The following is a 22,148-nucleotide window of genomic DNA, read 5'->3' as shown; positions in this document are numbered from 1 at the left end:
TTGCCGGCCCGTGACGAATCAGTGTCGGGCAGATGTCAGCTGCGGCGCGCCGAGCTTTGCCGCTCGATGATGCTGAAGCCGAGATCGACCACCGGCTCGGCGGGGCGGCGGCCTTCCAGCGCCTCGAGCACCATCGTGGCTGCGTTCCTGCCCATTTCGTAGCGGTTGGTGCGCACGCTGCTCAGTGTCGGCACGCTCGAGGCCATGAATTCGAGATCGTTGAAGCCGACGATCGCCATCTGATCCGGGACCGCCATGTGCCGGCGCTTGCATTCGAACAGCGCGCCGAGCGCGAGGTCGTCATTGACGCAGAATACGGCATCGATCTCCGGGGCCTTCGCGAGCAGGTCGGCGAACAGCGTGCCGCCTAATGTCACCGAGGTCGGCACCGCCGTGGTGACAATCAGCTGCGGATCGAACAACTCGGCCTCGCTCATGGCGGATCGATAGCCGTCGAGCCGCCGCTGCACCCGCGGATCCATCCGCGCGCCGAGAAAGCCGATCCGCCGGTAGCCCCGCTCGAGAAGATGGGAGATGGCGGCTTTCGCCGCGTCAAAATGTGAGAATCCGATCATCATGTCGATCGGCGCCGGACCGGTCTCCATGATCTGGACGATCGGGCAATCGACCGATTCCATGATGGTGCGGGACTCCGCGGTCTGATTGATGCCTGTCACGATCAGTCCGGCGGGCTTCTGTGCCAGGAAGAGACGCAGCAGTCGCTCCTCCTGCAGGATGCTGTAGCGGGTGTTGGCGAGCTGAATGCTGTAACGACTGCCGTCGAGCGCGTCATAGATGCCGCGCAGCACGTCGGCGAACACGTTGTTGGTCAGGGACGGGATCAGGACACCGATCACCTCGGTGCGCTGCGAAGCGAGCGCCCGCGCGGCCAGATTGGGTACATAGCCGAGTTCCTTTGCCGCACTCTCGACCCGAGCGCGCTTTCCGACCGAAAGTGCTTCGGGATTTCTGAAGAAGCGCGAGGCCGTGATCGGGCTGACGCCGGCAAGCTTGGCGACTTCGGTGAGCCGGATTTTGCCTGGCGTGATGCGCTTTCGGGTCATTTATCGCTCATATCACAGGCCTTGCCGCGGACAAACCGATATTGACAGCGCTACCAAGCTGTTGCTAATCGAATGATTGCCAAACCCGGACAAACTGCGGACAATAACGCCAGTCCAATCGGGCCTCGTGAAAGCGAAGCCGGTCGAAAAAAGCAGAGCGGTCGCGGCTCCGTCGTACGCCGCCGGGAACTTGAGGAGGGTAGTGGATGTCGTCGGTCCAGATTCGCGACGTGCGGAAATCTTTTGGCAATTTTGAAGTCCTGCACGGCGTGACGATCCCGATCGAGGACGGCGAATTCGTCGTTCTGGTCGGCCCCTCCGGCTGCGGCAAGTCGACCCTGCTGCGCATGCTGGCCGGGCTTGAGAACATCACCTCTGGCACGATCTCGATCGGCGACCGCGTCGTCAACAATGTCCAGCCCAAAGAGCGCGACATTGCGATGGTGTTCCAGAACTACGCGCTCTATCCGCACATGACCGTCGCCGACAATATGGGCTTCTCGCTCAAGCTGCGCGGCGCCAAGCCCGATGAGATCACAACCGGCGTCAAGCGCGCCGCGGAAATCCTGGCGCTGACGCCGCTGCTCGATCGCTATCCCCGACAGCTGTCCGGCGGCCAGCGCCAGCGTGTCGCCATGGGCCGCGCCATCGTGCGCGATCCGCAGGTGTTCCTGTTCGACGAGCCGCTGTCGAATCTCGACGCCAAGCTGCGCGTTGCGATGCGCACCGAGATCAAGGAACTGCATCAGCGTCTGCGCACCACGACCGTCTATGTCACCCACGACCAGATCGAGGCCATGACCATGGCCGACAAGATTGTTGTGATGCATGACGGCATCGTCGAGCAGATGGGTTCGCCGCTCGAGCTCTACGACACGCCGGCGAACCAGTTCGTTGCCGGATTCATCGGCTCGCCCGCGATGAATTTCCTCAAGGGCAACGTCAAGGTGAACGGCGCAGCCTATTTCGAGGGGCCGAACGGCGTCCAACTGCCGTTGAAAACGGCGCCGGCGAATTCCGACGGCAAGCCCGCGGTCTACGGCGTGCGGCCGGAGCATTTCACCATCGCCGATGACGGCGCGGAGGCCGAGATCGTCGTGGTCGAGCCGACCGGCTCGGAGACGCAGGTGTTCGCCAAGCTCGGCGGCGAGCAGGTGGTCGCGGTGTTCCGCGAGCGGCATATGTTCAATCCGGGCGACAAGGTTCGGCTCAAGCCGGATCCGACGCTCGTTCATCTGTTCGATGATGGAACGGGGAAGCGGCTCGATGGCTGACTGACCTGGAGCTTCGGTTCTGATCGATCAGAACCGAAGCTTCAGATTCTAGCTTTGACGCGTTTTCTTTGCGCGAACCGGTAACCACTTCGCTCGAAAAGCGCTCTAATGATCTCAATGGCCGGCTAACAGGCCAGATCAAAAAACAAAAACACTGTCATAAGGGAGGAAGGACGATGCACGATTTGACTCGCCGCTCGCTGCTTTTGGGCGGCACTGCGCTGGCCGCGGCCGGCACGTTGACCGGGCCGGCGCTGCTCGATTTCGCCAAGGCCTGGGCGCAGACCGCGCCCTGGAAGGCGGAGCCCGGCGCCAAGCTCACCCTGATGCGCTGGAAGCGCTTCGTGCCGGCGGAGGATGACGCCTTCAATGCCATCGTGGCCGCGTTCGAGGGGGCGACCGGCGCCGAGATGAGCGTGTTCAGCGAGTCGTTCGAGGACGTGCAGCCAAAGGCCTCGGTGGCCGCGAATACCGGCTCCGGCCTCGACATGGTCTGGGGCCTGCACGCGCTGCCTCAGCTGTTTCCGACCAAGGTCCTGAAGATGAACGACGTTGCCGATTACCTCGGCAAGAAGTACGGCGGATGGGCCGACGGACCGGCAACGACCTGCAAGCATGGAGATGACTGGCTCGGCATCCCCATTGCGACCGTGGGCGGCTACATGACCTACCGCAAGTCGGCCGTCGAGAAGGCCGGCTTCAAGGAATTCCCAAAGGATTTCCCGGGCTTCCTCGAGATGTGCAAGGCGCTCAAGAAGAACAACACGCCGGCCGGCTTCGCGCTCGGACATGCAACCGGCGACGCCAATTCCTGGTTGCACTGGGTGCTTTGGGGACACGGCGCCTATACGGTCGACAAGAACGACAAGGTCATCATCAATTCGCCGGAGACCATGAAGGCGCTGGACTATGCCAAGGCGCTTTCTGAGACTTTCATTCCCGGCGTCGCGTCCTGGAACGATTCCTCCAACAACAAGGCCTTCCTGGCCGGTGACCTCTATTGCAGCTCGAACGGCATCTCGATCTATGTCGCGGCCAAGGACGATCCAGCGAAGAAGGATCTCGCCGAAGATACATATCACGCGCTGTGGCCGGTTGGTCCGGTTGGCAAGCCGGCCGAAATGCAGCTGCTGACCCCGATGCTGACGTTCAACTTCACCAAGTACCCGAATGCGGCGAAGGCGTTCATCGCGTTCATGCTTGAGAAGGAGCAGTACGACAAATGGCTCACGGGTGCGCGGGGCTATCTGACCGAGACGCTGAACGCCTATGACAACTCGCCGATCTGGACTGCAGATCCGAAGAACCAGGTCTTCTCCCAGGCGAGCAAGCGCATGCTGCCGATCTCGGGCATCGGGACCCCCGGTGAAAAGGCGGAAGCAGCGATCGCCGACTTCATCGTCGTCGACATGTTCGCCAACTACTGCACCGGCGCCAAGGATGCCAAGGCGGCCATGACGGAGGCCGAACGGCAATTGAAGCGCGTCTATCGCGCCTGAGCCTGCATAAGTCGAGCGGACGGCGGTGCCGCCGTCCGCGCTTCCTGGATTCGAGACATCACCATGGCTGATATCGCACTTGCCAAGCCGCAGATTCGCGAGGCGACGACTTGGCAGCAGTTGAAGCACAACCGGAACTGGCTCGGCTTCTGGTTCATGCTGCCGGCCATGGCCTTCCTGATCCTGTTCCTGGCCTATCCGCTCGGTCTCGGCGTTTGGCTGTCCTTCACCGACGCGCGTATTGGCCGCGCCGGCATATTCATCGGGCTCGAGAATTACGAGTGGCTGTGGGACGACGGGATATTCTGGCTCTCGGTATTCAACACGCTGCTTTACACCTTCGTCGCGAGTACCCTGAAATTCGCCATCGGTCTCTATCTGGCGCTGCTGCTCAACGAGCGAATGCCGTTCAAGGCGCTGTTGCGCGCCGCGGTGCTGATCCCCTTCATCGTGCCGACGGTGCTGTCGGCATTGGCCTTCTGGTGGATCTTCGATTCCCAGTTCTCGATCATCTCCTGGTCGTTGAGGCATCTCGGGCTGATCAGCCAGAACATCAACTTCCTTGGTGATCCCACATGGGCGCGCATCTGCGTGATCTTCGCCAATATCTGGCGCGGCGTGCCGTTTGTCGCGATCACGCTTCTGGCAGGTCTGCAAACGGTCTCGCCGTCGCTCTACGAAGCGGCGACCCTGGACGGTGCGAGCTCCTGGCAGATGTTCCGCCACATCACCTACCCGCTGCTCACGCCGATCATCGCCGTCGTGATGACGTTCTCGGTGCTGTTCACCTTCACCGATTTCCAGCTTATCTGGGCGATGACGCGCGGTGGCCCTGTCAATGCGACGCACCTGATGGCGACCTTGTCCTATCAACGCGCGATCATCGGAGGCCAGCTGGGCGAGGGTGCCGCGATCTCGAGCGCCATGATCCCGTTCCTGCTCGGCGCGATCATGATCTCGTGGTTCGGACTGCAACGCAGGAAGTGGCAACAGGGAGAGAACAATGATTGATCCCTGCCGTATTGCGCGTTTGTTTGCGCGAACGGGGCAGGCCCCGCGCGCGCTCGGGAGAGAACAATGACTGATCTCCCTGCATCGAAGTTCGATCTCAAGACCATCCTGTCGACGCCTTCCCGTGTCGACAACAGCGAGGGCATGAGCTACCTGCAGTCGGTGCCGCGGCGCATCGTGACGCTCTACCTCCCGCTGTCGATCATCGTCGTTATCCTGCTGTTTCCGTTCTACTGGATGGCTCTGACGGCGGTGAAGCCGGACGACCAGCTGCTCGACCTCGACAAGTACAATCCGTTCTGGACCTGGAATCCGACCTTCAAGCACATCCACAAGCTCCTGTTCGAGAGCTACTATCCGCACTGGTTGTGGAACACGATGTATGTTGCGGTCGGCGCCACGGTGCTCTCGATCATCGCGAGCGTGCTTGCGGCCTATGCGATCGTGCGGCTGCGCTACAAGGGCGCGAACATTGTCGGCGGCCTGATCTTCCTGGCCTATCTGGTGCCGCCGTCGATCCTGTTCATTCCGCTGGCGACCGTCGTATTCCAGTACGGCCTGTTCGATTCGCCCCTGGCGTTGATCCTGACCTACCCGACGATCCTGATTCCGTTCTCGACCTGGCTGCTGATGGGCTACTTCAAAACCATCCCGTTCGAGCTTGAGGAATGCGCGCTGATCGACGGCGCCAGCCGCTGGCAGATCCTGATCAAGATCGTGCTGCCGCTCGCCGTTCCCGGCCTGATCTCGGCCTTCATCTTCTGCTTCACGCTGTGCTGGAACGAGTTCATCTACGCGCTGACTTTCCTGCAATCGACCCCGAACAAGACGGTGCCGGTTGCCATCGTCAACGAATTCGTCGACGGGGACGTCTATCGCTGGGGTTCCCTGATGGCAGGGGCGCTATGCGGGTCGCTGCCGCTGGTTATCCTTTACGCGTTCTTCGTTGAGCATTATGTCTCCGCGATGACGGGAGCCGTGAAAGAGTGAGCACCTAAGGCCTCGCGTCTGAAGTCCAGGTCAACAGGAGTTGGGTCTTGCATATTCTGATCCTAGGCGCCGCCGGCATGGTCGGCCGCAAACTGACGGAACGTCTGCTGCGCGAAGGCCGCCTCGGCAAGCAAGACATCACCAGGATGACGCTGCAGGACGTGGTGGCGCCGGCCAAGCCGGCGAACGCCCAGATTCCGGTCAACGTCGTCGCCTCCGATTTCGCCGATGCCGGCGCAGCGGCGCCGTTGATCGCCGAGCGGCCCGAGGTGATCTTCCATCTCGCCGCGATCGTGTCCGGCGAGGCGGAGGCCGAGTTCGACAAGGGCTATCGGATCAACCTCGACGGCACCCGCCATTTGATCGATGCGATCCGCGCCGTCGGCGGCGGCTACAAGCCGCGGCTGGTGTTCACGTCCTCGATCGCCGTGTTCGGCGCGCCGTTCCCAGAGAAGATCGGCGACGAATTCTTCCACACGCCGCTGACGAGCTACGGCACCCAGAAGTCGATCTGTGAGCTCCTGATCAACGACTACACCCGCAAGGGCCTGCTTGACGGCATCTCGATCCGCCTGCCGACGATTTGCGTGCGGCCGGGCAGGCCGAACAAGGCGGCGTCCGGCTTCTTCTCCAATATCATCCGCGAGCCGCTCGCGGGCGAGGAGGCGATCCTGCCGGTCTCCGAGGACGTGCGGCATTGGTACGCCTCGCCGAAATCGGCGGTCGGCTTCCTGATCCATGCCGGCACCATGGACCTCAACGCGATGGGCCCGCGCCGCAATCTCAGTATGCCGGGCCTGTCAGCCACCGTCGGTCAGCAGATCGCGGCGCTGGAGCGCGTTGCCGGCAAGAACGTCACCGCGCGCATCAAGCGGGTGCCCGATCCGACCATCATCAGCATCGTCTCGGGATGGCCGCTCGATTTCGCCACGGAGCGTGCGCTCAAGCTCGGCTTCACCACGGCCGAGAAGACGTTCGACGATATCATTCGCATCCACATCGAGGACGAGCTTGGCGGCAAATTTGCCGCCTAAGGCGTTGTTCAGGCGAGCGCGGCTTTCGAGATGACCCGGGTTGCCTGTATCGGCGAATGCATGATCGAGCTGCGCCAGGCCCAGGGCGGTCCGGGCGGCGGCCTGTATTCGCGCGGCTACGGCGGTGACACGCTCAACACCGCCGTCTATTTGTCCCGGCTCGGCGTCGACGTCGACTACATCACGGTGCTCGGCGACGACGCGCTGAGCGACGAGATGATTGCGGGCTGGACGGCGGAGGGCATCGGCACCAAGCGGGTCGCGCGGCTGCCCGGAAAATTGCCGGGACTGTATCTGATCCAGACCGACGGCAAGGGCGAGCGGCGCTTCTTCCATTGGCGCGACGGCGCGGCCGCGCGCAGCCTGATGGACCTACCGGAGACCGAAGACATTCTGAACTCGCTCGCGAGCTATGACGTGGTCTATCTCTCGGCGATCACGCTCTCCATCCTGCACGACGCCGGGCGAGAGCGCCTGATGGCGGCGTTGAAGCGCGCGCGGCTGCTGGGCACCCGGTTTGCGTTCGACACCAATTTCCGGGCCCGCGGCTGGCCCGACCTCAATGTCGCCCGCAAGGTGTTCAGCAGCGCGTTCGAAGGCGCGGATATCGTGCTCGCATCGACCGAAGATCTGGCGCCGCTGTATCCTGGCGAGAGCACTGCGGCGCTGCTTGCCGGCATCTCCAGCCCCGAGGTGGTGCTGAAGCTCGCGGAACCGGCCTGCATCCTGCGCTCTGCCGGCGGATCAGGCGAGGTGAGGGCGGAGCCGCTGACCAAGCCGGTGGTCGACACCACGGCAGCCGGTGACAGCTTTGCCGCCGCCTACCTCGCGGCGCGTCTCGGCGGTGCCGGACCCGAGGACGCGGCCCGCGCGGGTCATCGCCTCGCCGGCGTCGTGGTGTGCTATCCAGGCGCGATCATTCCACGCTACGCCATGCCGCCCAAGCGGGCGCCACGGCCCTCAACATCCCGCAAGGCCTCCTCATGACAGCGACATCAAAGCAGGGCCAGATCGCGGAGCTGATCCGGCAAGCCACCGTGATTCCGGTGCTAACCATCGAGCGGCTGGAGGATGCCGTGCCGCTTGCGAAGGCTCTGGTCGCCGGCGGCGTGCGAACGCTCGAGGTAACGCTGCGCACCGCGGTCGCGGTCGAGGCGGCCAAGGCGATCATTGCGGACGTGCCTGAGGCGATCGTCGGCATCGGCACCATCCTCAATGGCGACGACCTGGCGCGCGCTGAGGCGCTCGGCGCCAGATTCGGCATCAGCCCGGGCGCGACGCCTGAACTGTTGAAGGCGGCCACCGCCAGCCGGCTGCCGTTCGCGCCGGGGATCGCCACCGCCTCCGAGCTGATGCTGGCTCTGGCGCACGGTTTTGACGTCGTCAAATTCTTCCCGGCCGAGCAGGCTGGCGGTATTAAGGCACTGCGGGCGCTGGCCGGCCCGTTCCCCAATGTCAGGGTGTGCCCGACCGGCGGAATCGGCGAGGCCAACGCGGCGACCTGGCTCGCCGAGACCAACGTGCTGGCCGTCGGTGGCTCCTGGCTGTGCCCGGCCTCCGACATCCGCGCCGGCAACTGGTCCGGCATAACCGCCATGTGCGCGCGGACGATGAAATCGCTGAAAGCGGCCTGAAGATAGGTTACATAAATTCCGAACAGGAACAGGGAGATCGGCCATGACAGCCAGCATCGTGGGTTGGGCGCACACGCCATTCGGCAAATTCGACGCGGAGACGGTTGAGAGCCTCGTCGTCAAGGTCGCCAACGAGGCGCTCGCCGATGCCGGCGTTGCCGCCGCCGACGTCGACGAGATCATGCTCGGCCATTTCAACGCCGGCTTCTCGCCGCAGGACTTCACGGCCTCGCTGGTGCTGCAGGCCGATCCGCAGCTCCGCTTCAAGCCAACCACCCGCGTTGAGAATGCCTGCGCCACGGGATCCGCCGCTGTGCACCAGGGCATTCGCGCCATCGAAGCCGGAGCGGCGAAGTTCGTGCTGGTGGTCGGCGTCGAGCAGATGACGCGGACTCCGGGCCCGGAGATCGGCAAGAACCTCTTGAAGGCGTCGTACCTGCCGGAAGACGGCGACACGGTCGGCGGCTTTGCCGGCGTATTCGGCAAGATCGCGCAGGCCTATTTCCAGAAATACGGCGATCAGTCGGACGCGCTGGCGATGATCGCCGCCAAGAACCACAAGAACGGCGTCGCCAATCCCTATGCCCAGATGCGCAAGGATTTCGGCTTCGAGTTCTGCCGCTCGGAGAGCGAGAAGAATCCGTATGTCGCAGGTCCCTTGAAGCGCACCGACTGCTCGCTGGTGTCGGATGGCGCCGCGGCGCTGGTGCTGACCGACGCCGAGACCGCGAAGAAGATGGGCAAGGCGGTGAACGTCCGCGCTACCGCGCATGCGCAGGATTTCCTGCCGATGTCCAAGCGCGACATCCTGCAGTTCGAAGGCTGCACCGTCGCCTGGCAGCGTGCGCTGCAGAAGGGCGGCCTGCAGCTCTCCGATCTCTCCTTTGTCGAGACCCATGACTGCTTCACGGTCGCCGAGCTGATCGAATATGAAGCGATGGGCCTTGCGCCGAAGGGGCAAGGCGCGCGCGCTATCCAGGAGGGCTGGACCCAGAAGGACGGCAAGCTGCCGGTCAATCCGTCCGGCGGCCTCAAGGCCAAGGGCCATCCGATCGGCGCGACCGGCGTCTCGATGCATGTCATGACCGCGATGCAGCTCACCGGGCAGGCGCCCGAGGGCATGCAGCTCAAGAACGCGCAGCTTGGTGGCATCTTCAACATGGGCGGTGCCGCGGTCGCCAACTACGTCTCGATCCTCGAGCCCGCCAAGTAGGCGCTGGAGCATGATCCGGTTTTCCGAAGAGATCATGCTCAAACAAGAAAGTCTTCGGTGATGAACATTGCCGAATGGTTGGCAGCAACCGCGCGGGCGCGTCCCGATGCGCCGGCGCTTTTGACCGGCTTCGACCTCGACGCCGATTATGCCACCTTTGCGCGCCGCGCCGCCTCGATCGGGGCGGCGCTGGCGCGCGATTACGGCATCGCCGAAGGCGACCGCGTCGCGCTGTTTGCCAGCAATTGCACGCAATATCTCGAATGCCTCTACGGCATCTGGTGGATCGGCGCGGCCGCGATCCCGATCAATGCCAAGCTGCATGGCCGCGAGGCCGCGTGGATCTGCGGCAATGGCGGCGCCAAGCTCGCCTTCGTATCCGACGACACGATCGCGGCGCTGACGGAGGCGAAGGACGATTGTCCCGCCGGCATGACCATGCTGTCGGTCGACAGCGACGCCTACCTCGCCATGCGCGGCGGCGAGGGCGCGCCCGCGCCGCTGCCGCGCGAGACCGACGATCTCGCCTGGCTGTTCTACACCTCCGGCACCACCGGCCGGCCCAAGGGTGTGATGCTCAGCCACGGCAATCTGGTCGCGATGTCGCTGTGCTATCTCGCCGACGTCGATCCGGCGACGCCGAACGATGCCTCGCTCTATGCCGCGCCGATCTCGCACGGCGCCGGCCTCTACAATTTCCCGCATGTTCGCATGGGCGGCCGGCACGTCGTTCCACAATCCGGCGGCTTCGATCCGGACGAGGTGCTCAATCTCGGCCGCCAGCTCGACAATGTCGTGATGTTCGCGGCGCCCACCATGGTGCGCCGCCTGGTCGATGCCGCGAAGCGGCGCGGCGAGAACGGCGAGGGGCTGCGCACCATCATCTATGGCGGCGGGCCGATGTATCTTGCCGACATCAGGGACGCGATCGCGACCATGGGCCAGCGCTTCGTGCAGATCTACGGCCAGGGTGAATCGCCGATGACCATCACCGCGCTCTCGCGTGACTGGCACCGGCGCAGCGACCATCCACGCTATCTCGAACGGCTGGCCTCCGTGGGTACCGCGCAGAGCGTCGTCACCGTGCGGATCACCGACAAGGACAGCAAACCCTTGCCCGCCGGCGAGACCGGCGAGATCGAGGTCAAGGGCTTAACCGTGATGCTCGGCTACTGGAACAATCCGAAGGCCAATGCGGAAACGCTGAAGGACGGCTGGCTGCGCACCGGCGATGTCGGCCGCCTCGACGCGGACGGCTTCCTCACGCTGTCGGATCGCTCCAAGGACGTGATCATCTCCGGCGGAACCAACATCTATCCGCGCGAGGTCGAGGAAGCCCTGCTGACCCATCCCGATGTCCGCGAGGTCTCGGCCATTGGTGTGCCAGATCCGGAATGGGGCGAGATCGTCGTCGCCTGCGTTGTACTACAGGACGGCGCCGTGGCCGATGACGGCAAGCTCGATGCGCATTGCCTGGCCTCGATCGCGCGGTTCAAGCGGCCGAAGCGCTATATCTATCTCGATGCGCTGCCGAAGAACAATTACGGCAAGGTGCTGAAGACCACGCTGCGGGATATGATGGCGAAGTAGGCGGGCCTGCCCGCCGCGGACATTTGCGATGGCTATAGGCGGCTGCGCCCCGTCGCGCTAACCTCATGGGCGCCTGTCACCCGGAGAATGAGCCATGGGAATTGAAACCTCTATGTCGCTTTCGGAACTGAACGACCGCATCGCGATCCTCCGGGACAATATCAGGCAGCTGATCGAGCAGGCCGCCGGCGCGGCGGGTGCCGAAGTCGAGGAGCGCATTTCCGAGCGGATCGAGCACCAGAATGCGGAGCTGGAGAAGCTCGTGAAGGCGCGCGATGCGATGATCGGCAAATAGTTCGGGATCTCCGTCTGGCTCGCCCCGGCCGGCGCGGCTGGCGCCGGCACGCATACGCCCATACGCCCGGCGCAGCTTGATCTTGGCAAAAACCTCCCGTTACTAGGTTTCAATCCAGAACAGCCGGGAGCGAACGGAACGATGGGACCACTGCAGGGCATCAAGGTCGTTGACATGACGACCGTGCTGATGGGGCCCTATGCCACCCAGATGCTCGGCGATTACGGCGCCGACGTCATCAAGGTGGAATCGCCCGACGGCGACGTGACACGGCAGATCGGTCCGACGCGGCATCCCGGCATGGGGCCGGTGTTCCTCAATACCAATCGCAGCAAGCGCTCGATCTGTCTCGACCTGAAGAAGCCGGCCGGGCGCGAGGCCGTGCTGCGGCTGATCGCGAAGGCCGACGTGCTCGTCTACAATGTGCGCCCGCAGGCGATGGCCCGGCTGCAGCTCGGCTACGACGTGGTCGCGAAGATCAATCCGCGGCTGGTCTATGCCGGCGTGTTCGGCTTCGGCCAGGAAGGGCCGTATGCCGCCAAGCCTGCCTATGACGATCTGATCCAGGGCGCCACCGCCTTGCCGGCGTTGATGGCGCAGACATCCGACGGCGTGCCGCGTTACGTGCCGAACGCGCTGGTCGATCGCATCGTCGGCCTCACCGCGGTCGGCGCGATCTGCGCGAGCCTCGTGCACCGCGACCGGACCGGACAGGGCCAGCGCGTCGACATTCCGATGTTCGAGACCATGGCCGGCTTCGTCATGGGCGATCACATGGGAGGGCTGACCTACGATCCGCCGCTCGACAAGGGCGGCTATGCGCGCCACCTCTCGCCGGACCGGCGGCCGTACAAGACGTCCGACGGCTACATCTGCGTGATCGTCTATAACGACAAGCAGTGGGAGAACTTCTTCAAGGCGACCGGCCGCGACGACCTGCGCAGCAATCCGAAGTTCGCCACCTTCGCCGGCCGCGCCACCAATATCGACACGGTCTATGCGGAGCTGGCGCGCATCCTGCTGACCAAGACGACCGCCGAATGGAACAAGATTCTCGAAAAGGCCGACGTGCCTGTGATGCCGATGCATGATCTCGAGAGCTTGCTGCAGGATCCGCATATGGTCGCAACCGGCATGTTTCCGGTCGCCGAGCATCCGACCGAAGGCCGCATCCGCAGCATGAAGGTGTCGGCGCGCTGGTCGGAGACCAAGGCGGAGCCGCAGCGGCTGGCGCCGCGGCTCGGCCAGCACGGCGAGGAGATCCTGCGGGAAGCGGGCTACGCCGGCGACGAGATCGCCGCGATGGTGCGCGACGGCGTCACCAAGCTTGCGCACAACACTTAAGGACAGCACCCATGGATTTCGCACTCTCGGCCAACCAGGAATCGATCCGCGACGCCATCGGGAAGATCTGCTCGCGCTTCGACGATGCCTACTGGTTGAAGAAGGACAAGGAGGGCGGCTATCCGGTTGACTTCCACCGCGCGCTGGCCGATGCCGGCTGGCTCGGCATCTGCATCCCCGAGGAATATGGCGGCTCCGGCCTCGGCATCACTGACGCTGCGATCATGATGCGCACGATCTCGGAATCGGGTGCCGGGATGTCCGGCGCATCGGCCGTGCATATGAACGTGTTCGGGCTCAACCCAGTGGTGGTGTTCGGCACCAAGGAGCAGTGCCAGCGCATGCTGCCGCCGATCATCGACGGCCGCGACAAGTCCTGCTTTGCGGTGACCGAGCCAAACACCGGCCTCAACACCACGCAGCTCAAGACCCGCGCGGTGCGCCAGGGCGACAAATATGTCGTCAACGGCCAGAAGGTGTGGATCTCGACCGCGCAGGTCGCCAACAGGATCCTGCTGCTCGCGCGCACCACGCCTCTGGAGGAGGTGCGGAGCCCGACCCACGGCCTCAGCCTGTTCTACACCGACTTCGACCGCAAGCGCGTCACGGTGCACGAGATCGAGAAGATGGGGCGCAAGCCCGTCGATTCCAACGAATTGTTCTTCGAGAACTTTGAAATCCCGGTCGAGGACCGCATCGGCGAGGAGGGCCGCGGCTTCGAATACATCCTGCACGGCATGAACCCCGAGCGTATTCTGATCGCGGCCGAAGCCGTCGGCCTCGGCCAGATCGCGCTGAAGCGGGCGTCGGAATATGCAAAAGGCCGCATCGTGTTTAACCGCCCGATCGGCATGAACCAGGCGATCCAGCATCCGCTGGCGAAATGCTGGATGGAGCTCGAGGCTGCCTGGCTGATGGTGCTGCGCGCCGGCTGGCAGTACGACCAGAATCTGCCGTGCGGCCCCGCGGCGAACTCCGCCAAGTATCTCGCAGCCGAAGCCGGTTTCCATGCCTGCGAACAGGCGGTGATGACCCATGGCGGCTTCGGCTACGCCAAGGAGTATCATGTCGAGCGCTATTTGCGGGAATCCCTGATCCCGCGCATCGCGCCGATCAGCCCGCAGCTCATCCTCAGCTTCATCGGCGAGAAGGTGCTCGGCCTTCCGAAGTCGTATTGAGATGATGCGCTCACGCAGACGCATCGCTCTCGTCGCCCTCCCCCTGAAAGGGGGAGGGCGGGGTGGGGGTCAGCCACGGGTGAGAGCACATGGGGCGGAGACGGATCCCCACCCGGCTTGCTTGCGTAAGCCGACCTCCCCTTTGCAAGGGGAGGTGAACAGATGAGCTTCGTCACCGGCGTCGGCCTCACGTCCTATGGCAAGCATGAAGGCTCGTCCTCGCTCGACCTGATGAGCAAGGCTGCGGAGTTGGCTGTTGCTGATGCAGGCCTGAAGCGCTCCGATATCGACGGCATCCTTTGCGGCTACTCCACGGTCTCGCCGCACATCATGCTGGCCACCGTGTTCGCCGAGCATTTCGGCATTCGCCCGTCCTATGCCCATGCGGTGCAGGTCGGTGGCGCCACGGGCCTGGCGATGACCATGCTGGCGCATCATCTCGTCGATGCCGGTGTTGCCAAGCACGTGCTGGTGGTCGGCGGCGAGAACCGCCTGACCGGGCAGAGCCGCGACGCCTCGATCCAGGCGTTGGCCCAGGTCGGCCATCCCGATTACGAGGTGACGCTGGGGCCGACGATCCCGGCCTATTACGGCCTCGTCGCGACGCGCTACATGCATGAATACGGCGTGACGCAGGAGGACCTCGCCGAGATCGCGGTGCTGATGCGCAAGCATGCGCTGACGCATCCCGGCGCGCAGTTCCACGAGCCGATCACGGTTGCCGACGTGATGGCGTCGAAGCCGGTGGCGATGCCGCTGAAGCTCCTGGATTGCTGCCCGGTGTCCGACGGCGGCGCGGCATTCGTCATCAGCCGCGAAGCGACCGGCGACAGGCAGGTGCGGGTGCGCGGCTGCGCGCAGGCCCACACCCATCAGCATGTCACGGTCGCGCCTGCGCTCAGCGAACTCGGCGCGGAGATTTCGATTGCGAAGGCGAAGCAGGCGGCCGGCCTCGCGATTTCGGACGTCCGCTATGCTGCGGTCTACGACAGCTTCACCATCACGCTTGCGATGCTGCTGGAGGATCTTGGCTTCGCCAGGCGCGGCGAGGCGGCGGCGCGGGTCCGCGCAGGATACTTCGACCAGAGCGGCGAGATGCCGCTCAACACCCATGGCGGCCTGCTCAGCTACGGCCATTGCGGCGTCGGCGGTGCGATGGCGCATCTGGTCGAGACCCATCTGCAGATGACCGGCCGCGCCGGCAACCGCCAGGTCCGCGATGCCTCGGTCGCGCTGCTCCATGGCGATGGCGGCGTGCTGTCATCGCATGTCAGCATGTTCCTGGAGCGCGTACGATGAGCGGGCAGATCGCCGACTGGACCGAGGGCGCGGAAGCTATCGTCTATCAGACCTGCACCGCGTGCGGCGCTCGGCAATATTTCCGCCGCAGCTTCTGCGCTGCCTGCGGCTCTCCCGATCTGACCGAGCATCGCGCCGGCGGGGCAGGGACGGTGTATGCGACCTCGCTGGTCTGCCGCGCCGCCACGCCGGAGACGCGGGCGCATGTGCCCTACAACATCGTGCTCGTCGATACTGATGAAGGATTCCGCATCATGGCTCACGGCGACAACGCCCTTGCCATCGGCGACAAAGTCACAGCCCGCTTCACGCAATTCGCGGGACGGCTGGTTCCCTATTTCGAGAAGGCAAGGTGAGGGACGAGAGCGAGCCCACCAGGACGCGATACCTGCCTGAGTGTTCGCCTTCGCCCTCCAAGTCACGGATACTATCGCCAGTAGAAAATGACACTGGCGATGACGAGCATCGCCGTCACCGCCAGCACTTGCGCAAGCACCTCCGAGGCCGCCCTCTTGGTGGCTTCCTTCATGCGTTCTCCCTAGACCCGGGCATGACTCATCGTTGCGCAGATAGCGCGCAAGACGGCCAGATTTATGTACTCGGAACACCCCGCGACGAGTATTCGCTTTTGACGAGTCCCCACTCAGCGAATATCGACTGCGTCAGGGTTGAACAGCATTGCGGCCGCAATTTGGCTCGGGCGTGTTGCTCGCGCGACGGCCCGCAGATAGTGTTTTGGAACTCGAAAAAGCGACAACGTCACAAGGTTAGGAAATGGCCCGTATCGATTACTCCGATCCCGCAAAGGCAAGCCCGCGCACCCGTGAGATCCTCGACAAGAACCGCAACGCCAACATCTTTCGCATGATGGCGCATTCACCGAGCTATTTTGAGCAGTATTGCCGGCTCGGTGGCGCGATCCGCCACAGGGGCGAGCTTGATCCCGTCGTGCGCGAGCTTGCGATCACGCGCACCGGCATCCTGTGCGAAGCGCCCTACGAGATCGTCGCCCACAAGCGGATCGGCAAGAATGTCGGCGTCACCGACGAGCAGAATGCGGCGCTGGAGAACTGGCAGGCTGCGACTTGTTTCAACGAGGTGCAGCGCGCCGCGCTCGCCTTCACCGATGAGATCGTCAAGCTCAAGAAGCCGACGGACGCCACCTTCGAGGCGATCGCCTCGAAGCTGACGCCGGCGGCGTTGATCGAGCTGCAGCTCTCGGTCGGCTTCTACATCATGACCTCAAAGTTCCTGGAGACGTTCGAGATCGACATGCAGCCGGTGACCGAAGTGGTGAGCTGAGGATTCGAGCAATCGAGCTGTTCCCAAGCGCGTCGTTGTTAGCGTTTGGTGCCGCGCTTTCACACATCATGGCCGGGCTTGACCCGGCCATCCACGTCTTTCTTCATGAACGGCGCCAAGACGTGGATGCCCGGGTCAAGCCTGGTCAAGCCCGGGCATGACGAGATTGTCGAACTGGCAATATCGCCGCATGCGGTGAGGGAATCTAGCCCGACGTCAGCAGTTCGACCTTCGCATTCGCGACGATCAACCGCTCGGCGAGGATCTTTGCCAGGTTGCGCATGATCTGCTCGCCGGCATGGGGGTGCTGCTCGCGGAATCGCTCGAAGTCCTTGATCGCCACCTCATATGTGGTCGCCGACATGTCGGCGAGCACATCGGCGGAACGCCGCGGCTCCAGCAGCGCCATCTCGCCGAATGCCATGCCGGCCGTCAGCGTCGCAAGGCGGATGCCGTCAGGTAGCGTAACATGGACCACGCCGCTGCGCAGGAAGAATAGCGAGGCTGCCTCGTCGCCGGCAGCGATGATCTTCTCGTTCGGCTGGTAGGTCCTGATCGTGCAGAGCGCGGCGAGGCCGGCGAGCTCTTGCTCGCTCAATCCGGCGAGCAGCGGCTGCTCGGAGAGTTCGGTGGTCTCGAGGAAGTCGATCGAGCCGCCATAGCGGTAGACGATTTGGTCCTCGGCCCATTCGATCGCGGTGTCGAGCAGGTAGAAGTCCCTTATATTGCCGAGCCTGCTGGTCCACTCGCTGATCGTCGCCCATTCCCGCGAGGTCCGCTTGATGCCGGAGAGGATCACGATGACGCCGAGCTCGGCCAGCTCCTTGAAGGCTTCCGCCACCAGCCGCGCGCCGGCACGCGTCGTCGCGGTGACGCGGCGCAGGTCGAAGATCACGAACTGCGGACGCGGCCCGCCGGCGAGGCGGCGCGAGACATAGTCGACATTGGAGAGCGACAGCGTGCCGACCAGCTCGATCACGCGCACTTCCTGGAAATGTTTGGCTAGGATCTCCTGTTCCTGTGGCCGGCGCACCCGCCGCGACGGGTTCTTGCCGATGTTGTAATCGGCGATGATGCTGTGGCGCGCATCGTCGCTGCGGTTGAGCATGTGCAGGTCATAATGCGCCGACAGCGCCTCGCACACCTTGATGCCGCGTACGCTGTTGCCGTGCTTGTCGAGCTTCGGCGAATAGCTGCCGAGCCCGAGCCGTGCCGGCAGCGCCGCCAGGATGCCGCCGCCGACGCCGCTTTTGGCGGGGATGCCGACGCGGTAGATCCATTCGCCGGCATAGTCATACATGCCCGACGACGTCATCACCGAGAGCGTGCGCGAGATCGCGTAGGGCGTCACCACCTGCTCGCCGGTCAGCGGATTGACGCCGTGATTGGCGAGCGTTGCCGCCATCACGGCGGTGTCGCGCGCGGTGACCAGGATCGCGCATTGCCGGAAATAGACGTCGAGTACATCAGGCACCTTGTCGACGATCACGCCATTGGTGCGCAGCAAGTAACCGATCGCCCGGTTGCGGTCGCCGGTCGCACTCTCGGATGAGTAGACCGCCTCGTCGACGTTGAGCTCGCGGCCGGCGAAGCGGCCGAGCGCTTGGCGGATGTACGCGAACGCGCCGTCGCCCTTGGCGGCGTGGATCAGGCCGGTGCAGGCGATCGCACCGGCATTGACCATCGGGTTGAAGGGGTGGTTTTCCGCGTTGAGCCGGATCGAGTTGAAGGGATCGCCCGACGGCTCGACGCCGATCACGCTCTCCACCCGTTCGGCACCGAGCGTGTCCAGCGCCAGCGCGAACACGAACGGCTTCGACATCGACTGGATCGTAAAGGTGATCTGGGTGTCGCCGACCTCGTAGACATGGCCGTCGAGGGTTGCGAGGCTGATGCCAAAATGGGCAGCGTCGGCCTTGCCGAGCTCGGGAATGTAGTCGGCGACCGCGCCGCCGGTCTCGGTCAGGAAATCTGCGTAACAAGTGTGCAGAAACCGGAGCAGCGGTGGCTTCGAACTGGACCAGGCCGTGGTGGTGGCGGTGACGGGAGGAGGCGATCGTTTCATCGCCTCCTGTTGTGCAACGCAATCAAGGCGCGCGCAACTGGTCCGGAACGAGATCGTCAAGATCTTGATATTGCTTCAGCCTGCATTGTCGCAACTCGATTTTATTGATCAGTTCTTTCTCGATCGGAAGATACTGAGCGAGGATAGAACTCCGCAGAAATTGGCTCGATGGCTAGCGGGTGCCGACGCCGCGTTAAAGATCGCGGTCGACACTCGGGAAAGGGTTGAAGGCCTCGCGGCCAAATTCGGCCCCCGGGGCGCGCATAATCGGCTGAGGTCTCGCGCGGTCGTATCAGTAGACGTGAATTGTGGTGAACCATGATCGCGCCATCGTCTAGCCAGTGCACCGCCATGATGGCTCGCCACGGTCACAACACCAGCGCGAGTCGTGCGGTCCCGGTTAGTTGCCCCTCAGCCAGCCCCGGCCGGGACCGTACCCTCTCGCTGCCACGGCCCGGCGATTCAAACAGGACTTCCCCAAAGCCCTAGGCGCCGGGCCGTCTTTCGTTCTGTCGCCCTGATGCAGGAAGGCGCGCGCGGCTCGGAGAAACCGCAAGCACTTGTTAACCGATCATCGCAACAGTGTGCTCAGCGGGAGTGCGTAGCGTATAACGCCCGCAAACTTCTGGAAACTCACTCGCAATGAGAAGCCGTCGCGCCGGTCCTCAACCCGGCGCGGCGGCCCTTCATATTCGTCAACGCAAAGGATCATCATGAACATTCTAAAGATCGCCGCCGTCGGCATGGTGGCCCTTAGCACTTTGCTTGCCGGCTGCGCGCAAACCCCGCAAGACCAACGCACATTGGCTGGCGCAGGCTTGGGCGCGGCCAGCGGGGCGCTGATTGGTCAAGCCATCGGCAGAAACACCGCCGGCACGGTTCTCGGCGCGGGTGCGGGCGCCTTGCTTGGTGTCGCTGTCGCCAATTCGACGCAGCAGCAACAGCAGTACGGCGGTCGCACCATGTGCCGCTATCGCGCTCCGGACGGCAGCATCTATGTCGCCGAGTGCGATGAGCGCTATTATCGGGGCCAATACTGAGTGCCGACCAGGAAACAAAGAGGCCCACCATCGGGGCGGGCCTGTGGTGGTGAGCGCGGCTAGTTGACCGACGCTGCCCGCACGTCGTCACCGGCGATCCTAAGTCGCTCGACCGCGCTGAAATTGGATGTTGCCGTGGACAACGGAAAGATACGATCAGCGATAAAGACAAGGATATTAAGTCTGTCGCGCAACAGTTCGCACCAGTTGAAAACTGAAAGAAATCCTACCGGGCTTGGTTCGGAACCAAGGCCTGACGGCGGATTAGCAGCAGCGCGATCAGGGCCGTCGGGACGAGGATCGCGAGCCCCAGCAGTGTCACCTGGACTTGCGACAGCGGGTTGATGCCGCCGCCGGGCGTCGCCACCACGAAGCCGCCGATCACCAGCAGCACGCGCAGCGGCCACTCCAGGGACCCCGTGCCGCGGAGATCGCCGACGAAGGCGAGATAGCCCTGGATACCGCCGCAGATGAACAGCGTGCCGAAGGCGGCGAGCGCCATCAGGCCGAGGCCGGCGAGATAGGGGCTCGGCCCCTGCAGCACCAGCGCCGGATTGAGCACGAAGAAGAATGGGATGAAGTAGATGATGCTGCCGACCCACATCGATTCCCATCCGGTCTTCATCGCAGGCGAGCCGGCGATGCCGGCCGCGGCGAAGGAGGCGATCGCCACCGGCGGCGTGATCGACGACAGCATGCCCCAGTAGAAGATGAACATGTGAACCGCCATCCGGTTAAGCCCGAGCTTCTCCAGCGCCGGCGCAATCAGGATGGCAAGGAAGATGTAGCAGGCCGTCGTCGTCAGCCCGAGGCCGAGGATCAGGCTGGTAAAGGCGCACATCACGAGCAGCAGGAACGCGTTGTTGCCGGCGAGCGTCAGCAGGTCGTTGGCGAGGCTCGACACCACGCCGGTCATCGAGAAGGCGCCGATCAAGAGGCCGCAGCCGGCGAGGATGCCGACCAGCTCGACAAAGGTGCGGCCGTTGACCTCGAGGAACTTGCCGACGGTCGCGAGCGTCCAGCGCGTGTCCTTGGAGAAGATCTGGTTCAGCACCAATAGCAGCGCGGTCGCGTAGAACGGCGCGTGGCTCTCGCGCTTGAAATAGAGCAGCATTACGATCAGCAGCGCGATCACGAAGACGTAGTACCAGCCGTCCTTGATCGTATCCATCACGCGCGGCAGCTCGGCGCGCGGAATGCCCTTCAGCCCGTGGCGCGCGGCGTAGGAATCGACCTGCATGAACAGGCCGACATAGTAGAGCACGGCGGGGATGATGGCGGCGACCGCGACCTCGGCGTAGCTGACATTGAGGAACTGCGCGATCACGAACGCGGTCGCGCCCATCACCGGCGGCGCCAGCACCGCGCCGGTCGAGGCGCAGGCCTCGATCGCGCCGGAATAGGAGGCGCGGAAGCCGCTCTTCTTCATGACGGGAATCGTCATGGTGCCGGCGGTCAACACGTTGGAGACGATCGAGCCTGACATCATGCCGAGCAGGCCTGAGGCGAAGATACACACCTTGGCCGCGCCGCCGCGAAACGTGCCGCAGAGCGCGAAGGCCAGGTTGATGAAGAACTTTCCGGCTCCGGTCATCATCAGCGCGGTGCCGAACACCAGAAAGCCGATCACGGTGTCGGCGAAGGCCTGGATCGGAATGCCGAGCAGGCTCTCGCCCGACAGCACGTGATAGGCCGTGGTCTGGTCGAGCGTGAGCTGAGAGCCCCTGAACGGCCCAAGCCAGCTCGCCTCGGCGAACAAGGGATAGACGGTGAAGGGAAGCACGCAGAGCAGCAGGCTCCAGCCGCCGGTGCGGCGCAGCGCCTCCATCAGCGCGATCCACATCACGAGTCCCGCGACGATGACATTCTGGGGCGCGCCGTCCGACTCCCAGCCGAATTGTGCCGCCTTGCGCACGTTCAGCATCAGCCAGATCGCGGCGGCGAATGTCAGGAGCGATAGCGCGACGTCGTACCAGGGAATACGGTTCAGCGGCGCGCTCTCCGCTCCTGGAAATATCAGGAACGTGAAGGGGAGCATCAGCGCGATCAGCAGATAGAAATACTCGGTGTTGAGCTGGGTGTAGTCGATGAAGAAGCGCAGCGAGAATTGCTGGTTGATACAGAGCAGGATGGTGGCGGCGGTCGCCATGACCAGCGACCAGCGCCAGCCGCCGCGCAGGGTGCGCACGCGGGTGACCTCGGCCTCCTGGAGGTTGCCGAGGCCGGCATGAGGATCTTCAAACTCGATCTTCTTGGCCGACGCAGCCGCGGCGCTATCGGACATCGCAGTCCCCCCAGAATCCTGATTGCCTTGTG

Annotated in this window: 19 protein-coding genes; 16 read left to right on the top strand and 3 right to left on the bottom strand. The window is 63.8% G+C overall.

From position 1 onward, the window contains the following. Positions 1-35 precede the first annotated feature (35 nt). Positions 36-1,064 (bottom strand): LacI family DNA-binding transcriptional regulator, encoded by a 1,029-nt coding sequence (locus MTX23_RS20840; RefSeq protein WP_280972079.1) that lies wholly within the window; start codon positions 1,062-1,064, stop codon positions 36-38. A gap of 206 nt (positions 1,065-1,270) precedes the next feature. On the opposite strand from MTX23_RS20840, the gene ugpC reads away from it, so the two are divergent. The 15 genes from ugpC to MTX23_RS20765 all read left to right on the top strand — a co-directional run bounded on the left by ugpC (position 1,271) and on the right by MTX23_RS20765 (position 16,727). Continuing rightward, positions 1,271-2,338, top strand: coding sequence for a sn-glycerol-3-phosphate ABC transporter ATP-binding protein UgpC (ugpC, locus tag MTX23_RS20835; RefSeq protein ID WP_280972078.1), 1,068 nt, complete (start codon positions 1,271-1,273; stop codon positions 2,336-2,338). A gap of 176 nt (positions 2,339-2,514) precedes the next feature. After that, positions 2,515-3,837, top strand: a complete 1,323-nt coding sequence (locus tag MTX23_RS20830; RefSeq protein ID WP_280972077.1) for an ABC transporter substrate-binding protein — start codon at positions 2,515-2,517, stop codon at positions 3,835-3,837. Between the two features lie 63 nt (positions 3,838-3,900). Then, positions 3,901-4,848, top strand: a complete 948-nt coding sequence (locus MTX23_RS20825) for a sugar ABC transporter permease (RefSeq protein WP_280972076.1) — start codon at positions 3,901-3,903, stop codon at positions 4,846-4,848. Between the two features lie 66 nt (positions 4,849-4,914). Then, a complete protein-coding gene (locus MTX23_RS20820) occupies positions 4,915-5,838 on the top strand; it encodes a carbohydrate ABC transporter permease (RefSeq protein WP_280972075.1) in 924 nt (307 codons plus the stop codon). A 47-nt stretch (positions 5,839-5,885) separates the two neighbouring features. Further along, positions 5,886-6,872, top strand: coding sequence for a D-erythronate dehydrogenase (gene denD / locus MTX23_RS20815; protein WP_280972074.1), 987 nt, complete (start codon positions 5,886-5,888; stop codon positions 6,870-6,872). A 30-nt stretch (positions 6,873-6,902) separates the two neighbouring features. Then, the gene (locus tag MTX23_RS20810; protein WP_280972073.1) at positions 6,903-7,859 is read left to right on the top strand and encodes a sugar kinase; all 957 of its coding nucleotides are present in this window, start codon (positions 6,903-6,905) and stop codon (positions 7,857-7,859) included. Beyond that, positions 7,856-8,506, top strand: coding sequence for a bifunctional 4-hydroxy-2-oxoglutarate aldolase/2-dehydro-3-deoxy-phosphogluconate aldolase (eda, locus tag MTX23_RS20805; RefSeq protein ID WP_280972072.1), 651 nt, complete (start codon positions 7,856-7,858; stop codon positions 8,504-8,506). Before MTX23_RS20810 ends, eda begins: the two co-directional genes overlap by 4 nt. 43 nt (positions 8,507-8,549) lie before the next feature. Beyond that, positions 8,550-9,719 carry an acetyl-CoA acetyltransferase gene (locus MTX23_RS20800; protein ID WP_280972071.1) on the top strand — a complete coding sequence of 390 codons (1,170 nt, stop codon included), beginning with the start codon at positions 8,550-8,552 and terminating at the stop codon, positions 9,717-9,719. 60 nt (positions 9,720-9,779) lie between these two features. Further along, positions 9,780-11,309: an AMP-binding protein gene (locus MTX23_RS20795; RefSeq protein ID WP_280972070.1), complete on the top strand. Its 1,530-nt coding sequence runs from the start codon at positions 9,780-9,782 to the stop codon at positions 11,307-11,309. A gap of 94 nt (positions 11,310-11,403) precedes the next feature. Further along, a complete protein-coding gene (locus MTX23_RS20790; RefSeq protein ID WP_280972069.1) occupies positions 11,404-11,604 on the top strand; it encodes a hypothetical protein in 201 nt (66 codons plus the stop codon). 141 nt (positions 11,605-11,745) lie between these two features. Further along, positions 11,746-12,948 carry a CoA transferase gene (locus MTX23_RS20785; protein WP_280972068.1) on the top strand — a complete coding sequence of 401 codons (1,203 nt, stop codon included), beginning with the start codon at positions 11,746-11,748 and terminating at the stop codon, positions 12,946-12,948. Between the two features lie 11 nt (positions 12,949-12,959). Continuing rightward, entirely contained in the window at positions 12,960-14,126 is a 1,167-nt protein-coding gene (locus tag MTX23_RS20780) for an acyl-CoA dehydrogenase family protein (protein ID WP_280972067.1), read from the top strand. 162 nt (positions 14,127-14,288) lie between these two features. After that, positions 14,289-15,425: a thiolase family protein gene (locus tag MTX23_RS20775; protein WP_280972066.1), complete on the top strand. Its 1,137-nt coding sequence runs from the start codon at positions 14,289-14,291 to the stop codon at positions 15,423-15,425. Beyond that, positions 15,422-15,781, top strand: a complete 360-nt coding sequence (locus MTX23_RS20770; RefSeq protein WP_280972065.1) for an OB-fold domain-containing protein — start codon at positions 15,422-15,424, stop codon at positions 15,779-15,781. Before MTX23_RS20775 ends, MTX23_RS20770 begins: the two co-directional genes overlap by 4 nt. Before the next feature lie 418 nt (positions 15,782-16,199). After that, the gene (locus tag MTX23_RS20765) at positions 16,200-16,727 is read left to right on the top strand and encodes a carboxymuconolactone decarboxylase family protein (RefSeq protein WP_280972064.1); all 528 of its coding nucleotides are present in this window, start codon (positions 16,200-16,202) and stop codon (positions 16,725-16,727) included. 205 nt (positions 16,728-16,932) lie between these two features. On the opposite strand, the gene glsA is transcribed toward MTX23_RS20765, so the two are convergent. Beyond that, the gene (gene glsA, locus MTX23_RS20760) at positions 16,933-18,792 is read right to left on the bottom strand and encodes a glutaminase A (RefSeq protein WP_280972063.1); all 1,860 of its coding nucleotides are present in this window, start codon (positions 18,790-18,792) and stop codon (positions 16,933-16,935) included. 713 nt (positions 18,793-19,505) lie between these two features. Here glsA and MTX23_RS20755 point away from each other — a divergent pair. Further along, positions 19,506-19,832, top strand: a complete 327-nt coding sequence (locus tag MTX23_RS20755) for a YMGG-like glycine zipper-containing protein (protein WP_280972062.1) — start codon at positions 19,506-19,508, stop codon at positions 19,830-19,832. 226 nt (positions 19,833-20,058) lie between these two features. Here the strand turns inward: MTX23_RS20755 and MTX23_RS20750 are convergent, their stop codons facing one another. Continuing rightward, positions 20,059-22,116, bottom strand: a complete 2,058-nt coding sequence (locus MTX23_RS20750; protein ID WP_280972061.1) for a TRAP transporter permease — start codon at positions 22,114-22,116, stop codon at positions 20,059-20,061. Positions 22,117-22,148: the final 32 nt, after the last annotated feature.

It is taken from the genome of Bradyrhizobium sp. ISRA436 (assembly GCF_029910015.1).
GTDB lineage: Bacteria > Pseudomonadota > Alphaproteobacteria > Rhizobiales > Xanthobacteraceae > Bradyrhizobium.
Note: the sequence above shows the minus strand (reverse complement) of the source record. Positions and strands in the feature narration are given on the sequence as shown.

Excerpts from the sequence above, each read along its gene's own strand:
- MTX23_RS20770 (WP_280972065.1), top strand. The coding sequence starts at position 15,422 with ATGAGCGGGCAGATCGCCGACTGGACCGAGGGCGCGGAAGCTATCGTC.
- eda (WP_280972072.1), top strand. The coding sequence starts at position 7,856 with ATGACAGCGACATCAAAGCAGGGCCAGATCGCGGAGCTGATCCGGCAA.
- MTX23_RS20790 (WP_280972069.1), top strand. The coding sequence starts at position 11,404 with ATGGGAATTGAAACCTCTATGTCGCTTTCGGAACTGAACGACCGCATC.
- MTX23_RS20810 (WP_280972073.1), top strand. The coding sequence starts at position 6,903 with ATGACCCGGGTTGCCTGTATCGGCGAATGCATGATCGAGCTGCGCCAG.
- MTX23_RS20775 (WP_280972066.1), top strand. The coding sequence starts at position 14,289 with ATGAGCTTCGTCACCGGCGTCGGCCTCACGTCCTATGGCAAGCATGAA.
- ugpC (WP_280972078.1), top strand. The coding sequence starts at position 1,271 with ATGTCGTCGGTCCAGATTCGCGACGTGCGGAAATCTTTTGGCAATTTT.
- MTX23_RS20825 (WP_280972076.1), top strand. The coding sequence starts at position 3,901 with ATGGCTGATATCGCACTTGCCAAGCCGCAGATTCGCGAGGCGACGACT.
- MTX23_RS20840 (WP_280972079.1), bottom strand. The coding sequence starts at position 1,064 with ATGACCCGAAAGCGCATCACGCCAGGCAAAATCCGGCTCACCGAAGTC.
- MTX23_RS20830 (WP_280972077.1), top strand. The coding sequence starts at position 2,515 with ATGCACGATTTGACTCGCCGCTCGCTGCTTTTGGGCGGCACTGCGCTG.
- MTX23_RS20780 (WP_280972067.1), top strand. The coding sequence starts at position 12,960 with ATGGATTTCGCACTCTCGGCCAACCAGGAATCGATCCGCGACGCCATC.
- MTX23_RS20765 (WP_280972064.1), top strand. The coding sequence starts at position 16,200 with ATGGCCCGTATCGATTACTCCGATCCCGCAAAGGCAAGCCCGCGCACC.
- MTX23_RS20755 (WP_280972062.1), top strand. The coding sequence starts at position 19,506 with ATGAACATTCTAAAGATCGCCGCCGTCGGCATGGTGGCCCTTAGCACT.
- MTX23_RS20795 (WP_280972070.1), top strand. The coding sequence starts at position 9,780 with ATGAACATTGCCGAATGGTTGGCAGCAACCGCGCGGGCGCGTCCCGAT.
- MTX23_RS20820 (WP_280972075.1), top strand. The coding sequence starts at position 4,915 with ATGACTGATCTCCCTGCATCGAAGTTCGATCTCAAGACCATCCTGTCG.
- MTX23_RS20785 (WP_280972068.1), top strand. The coding sequence starts at position 11,746 with ATGGGACCACTGCAGGGCATCAAGGTCGTTGACATGACGACCGTGCTG.
- glsA (WP_280972063.1), bottom strand. The coding sequence starts at position 18,792 with ATGAAACGATCGCCTCCTCCCGTCACCGCCACCACCACGGCCTGGTCC.
- MTX23_RS20750 (WP_280972061.1), bottom strand. The coding sequence starts at position 22,116 with ATGTCCGATAGCGCCGCGGCTGCGTCGGCCAAGAAGATCGAGTTTGAA.
- MTX23_RS20800 (WP_280972071.1), top strand. The coding sequence starts at position 8,550 with ATGACAGCCAGCATCGTGGGTTGGGCGCACACGCCATTCGGCAAATTC.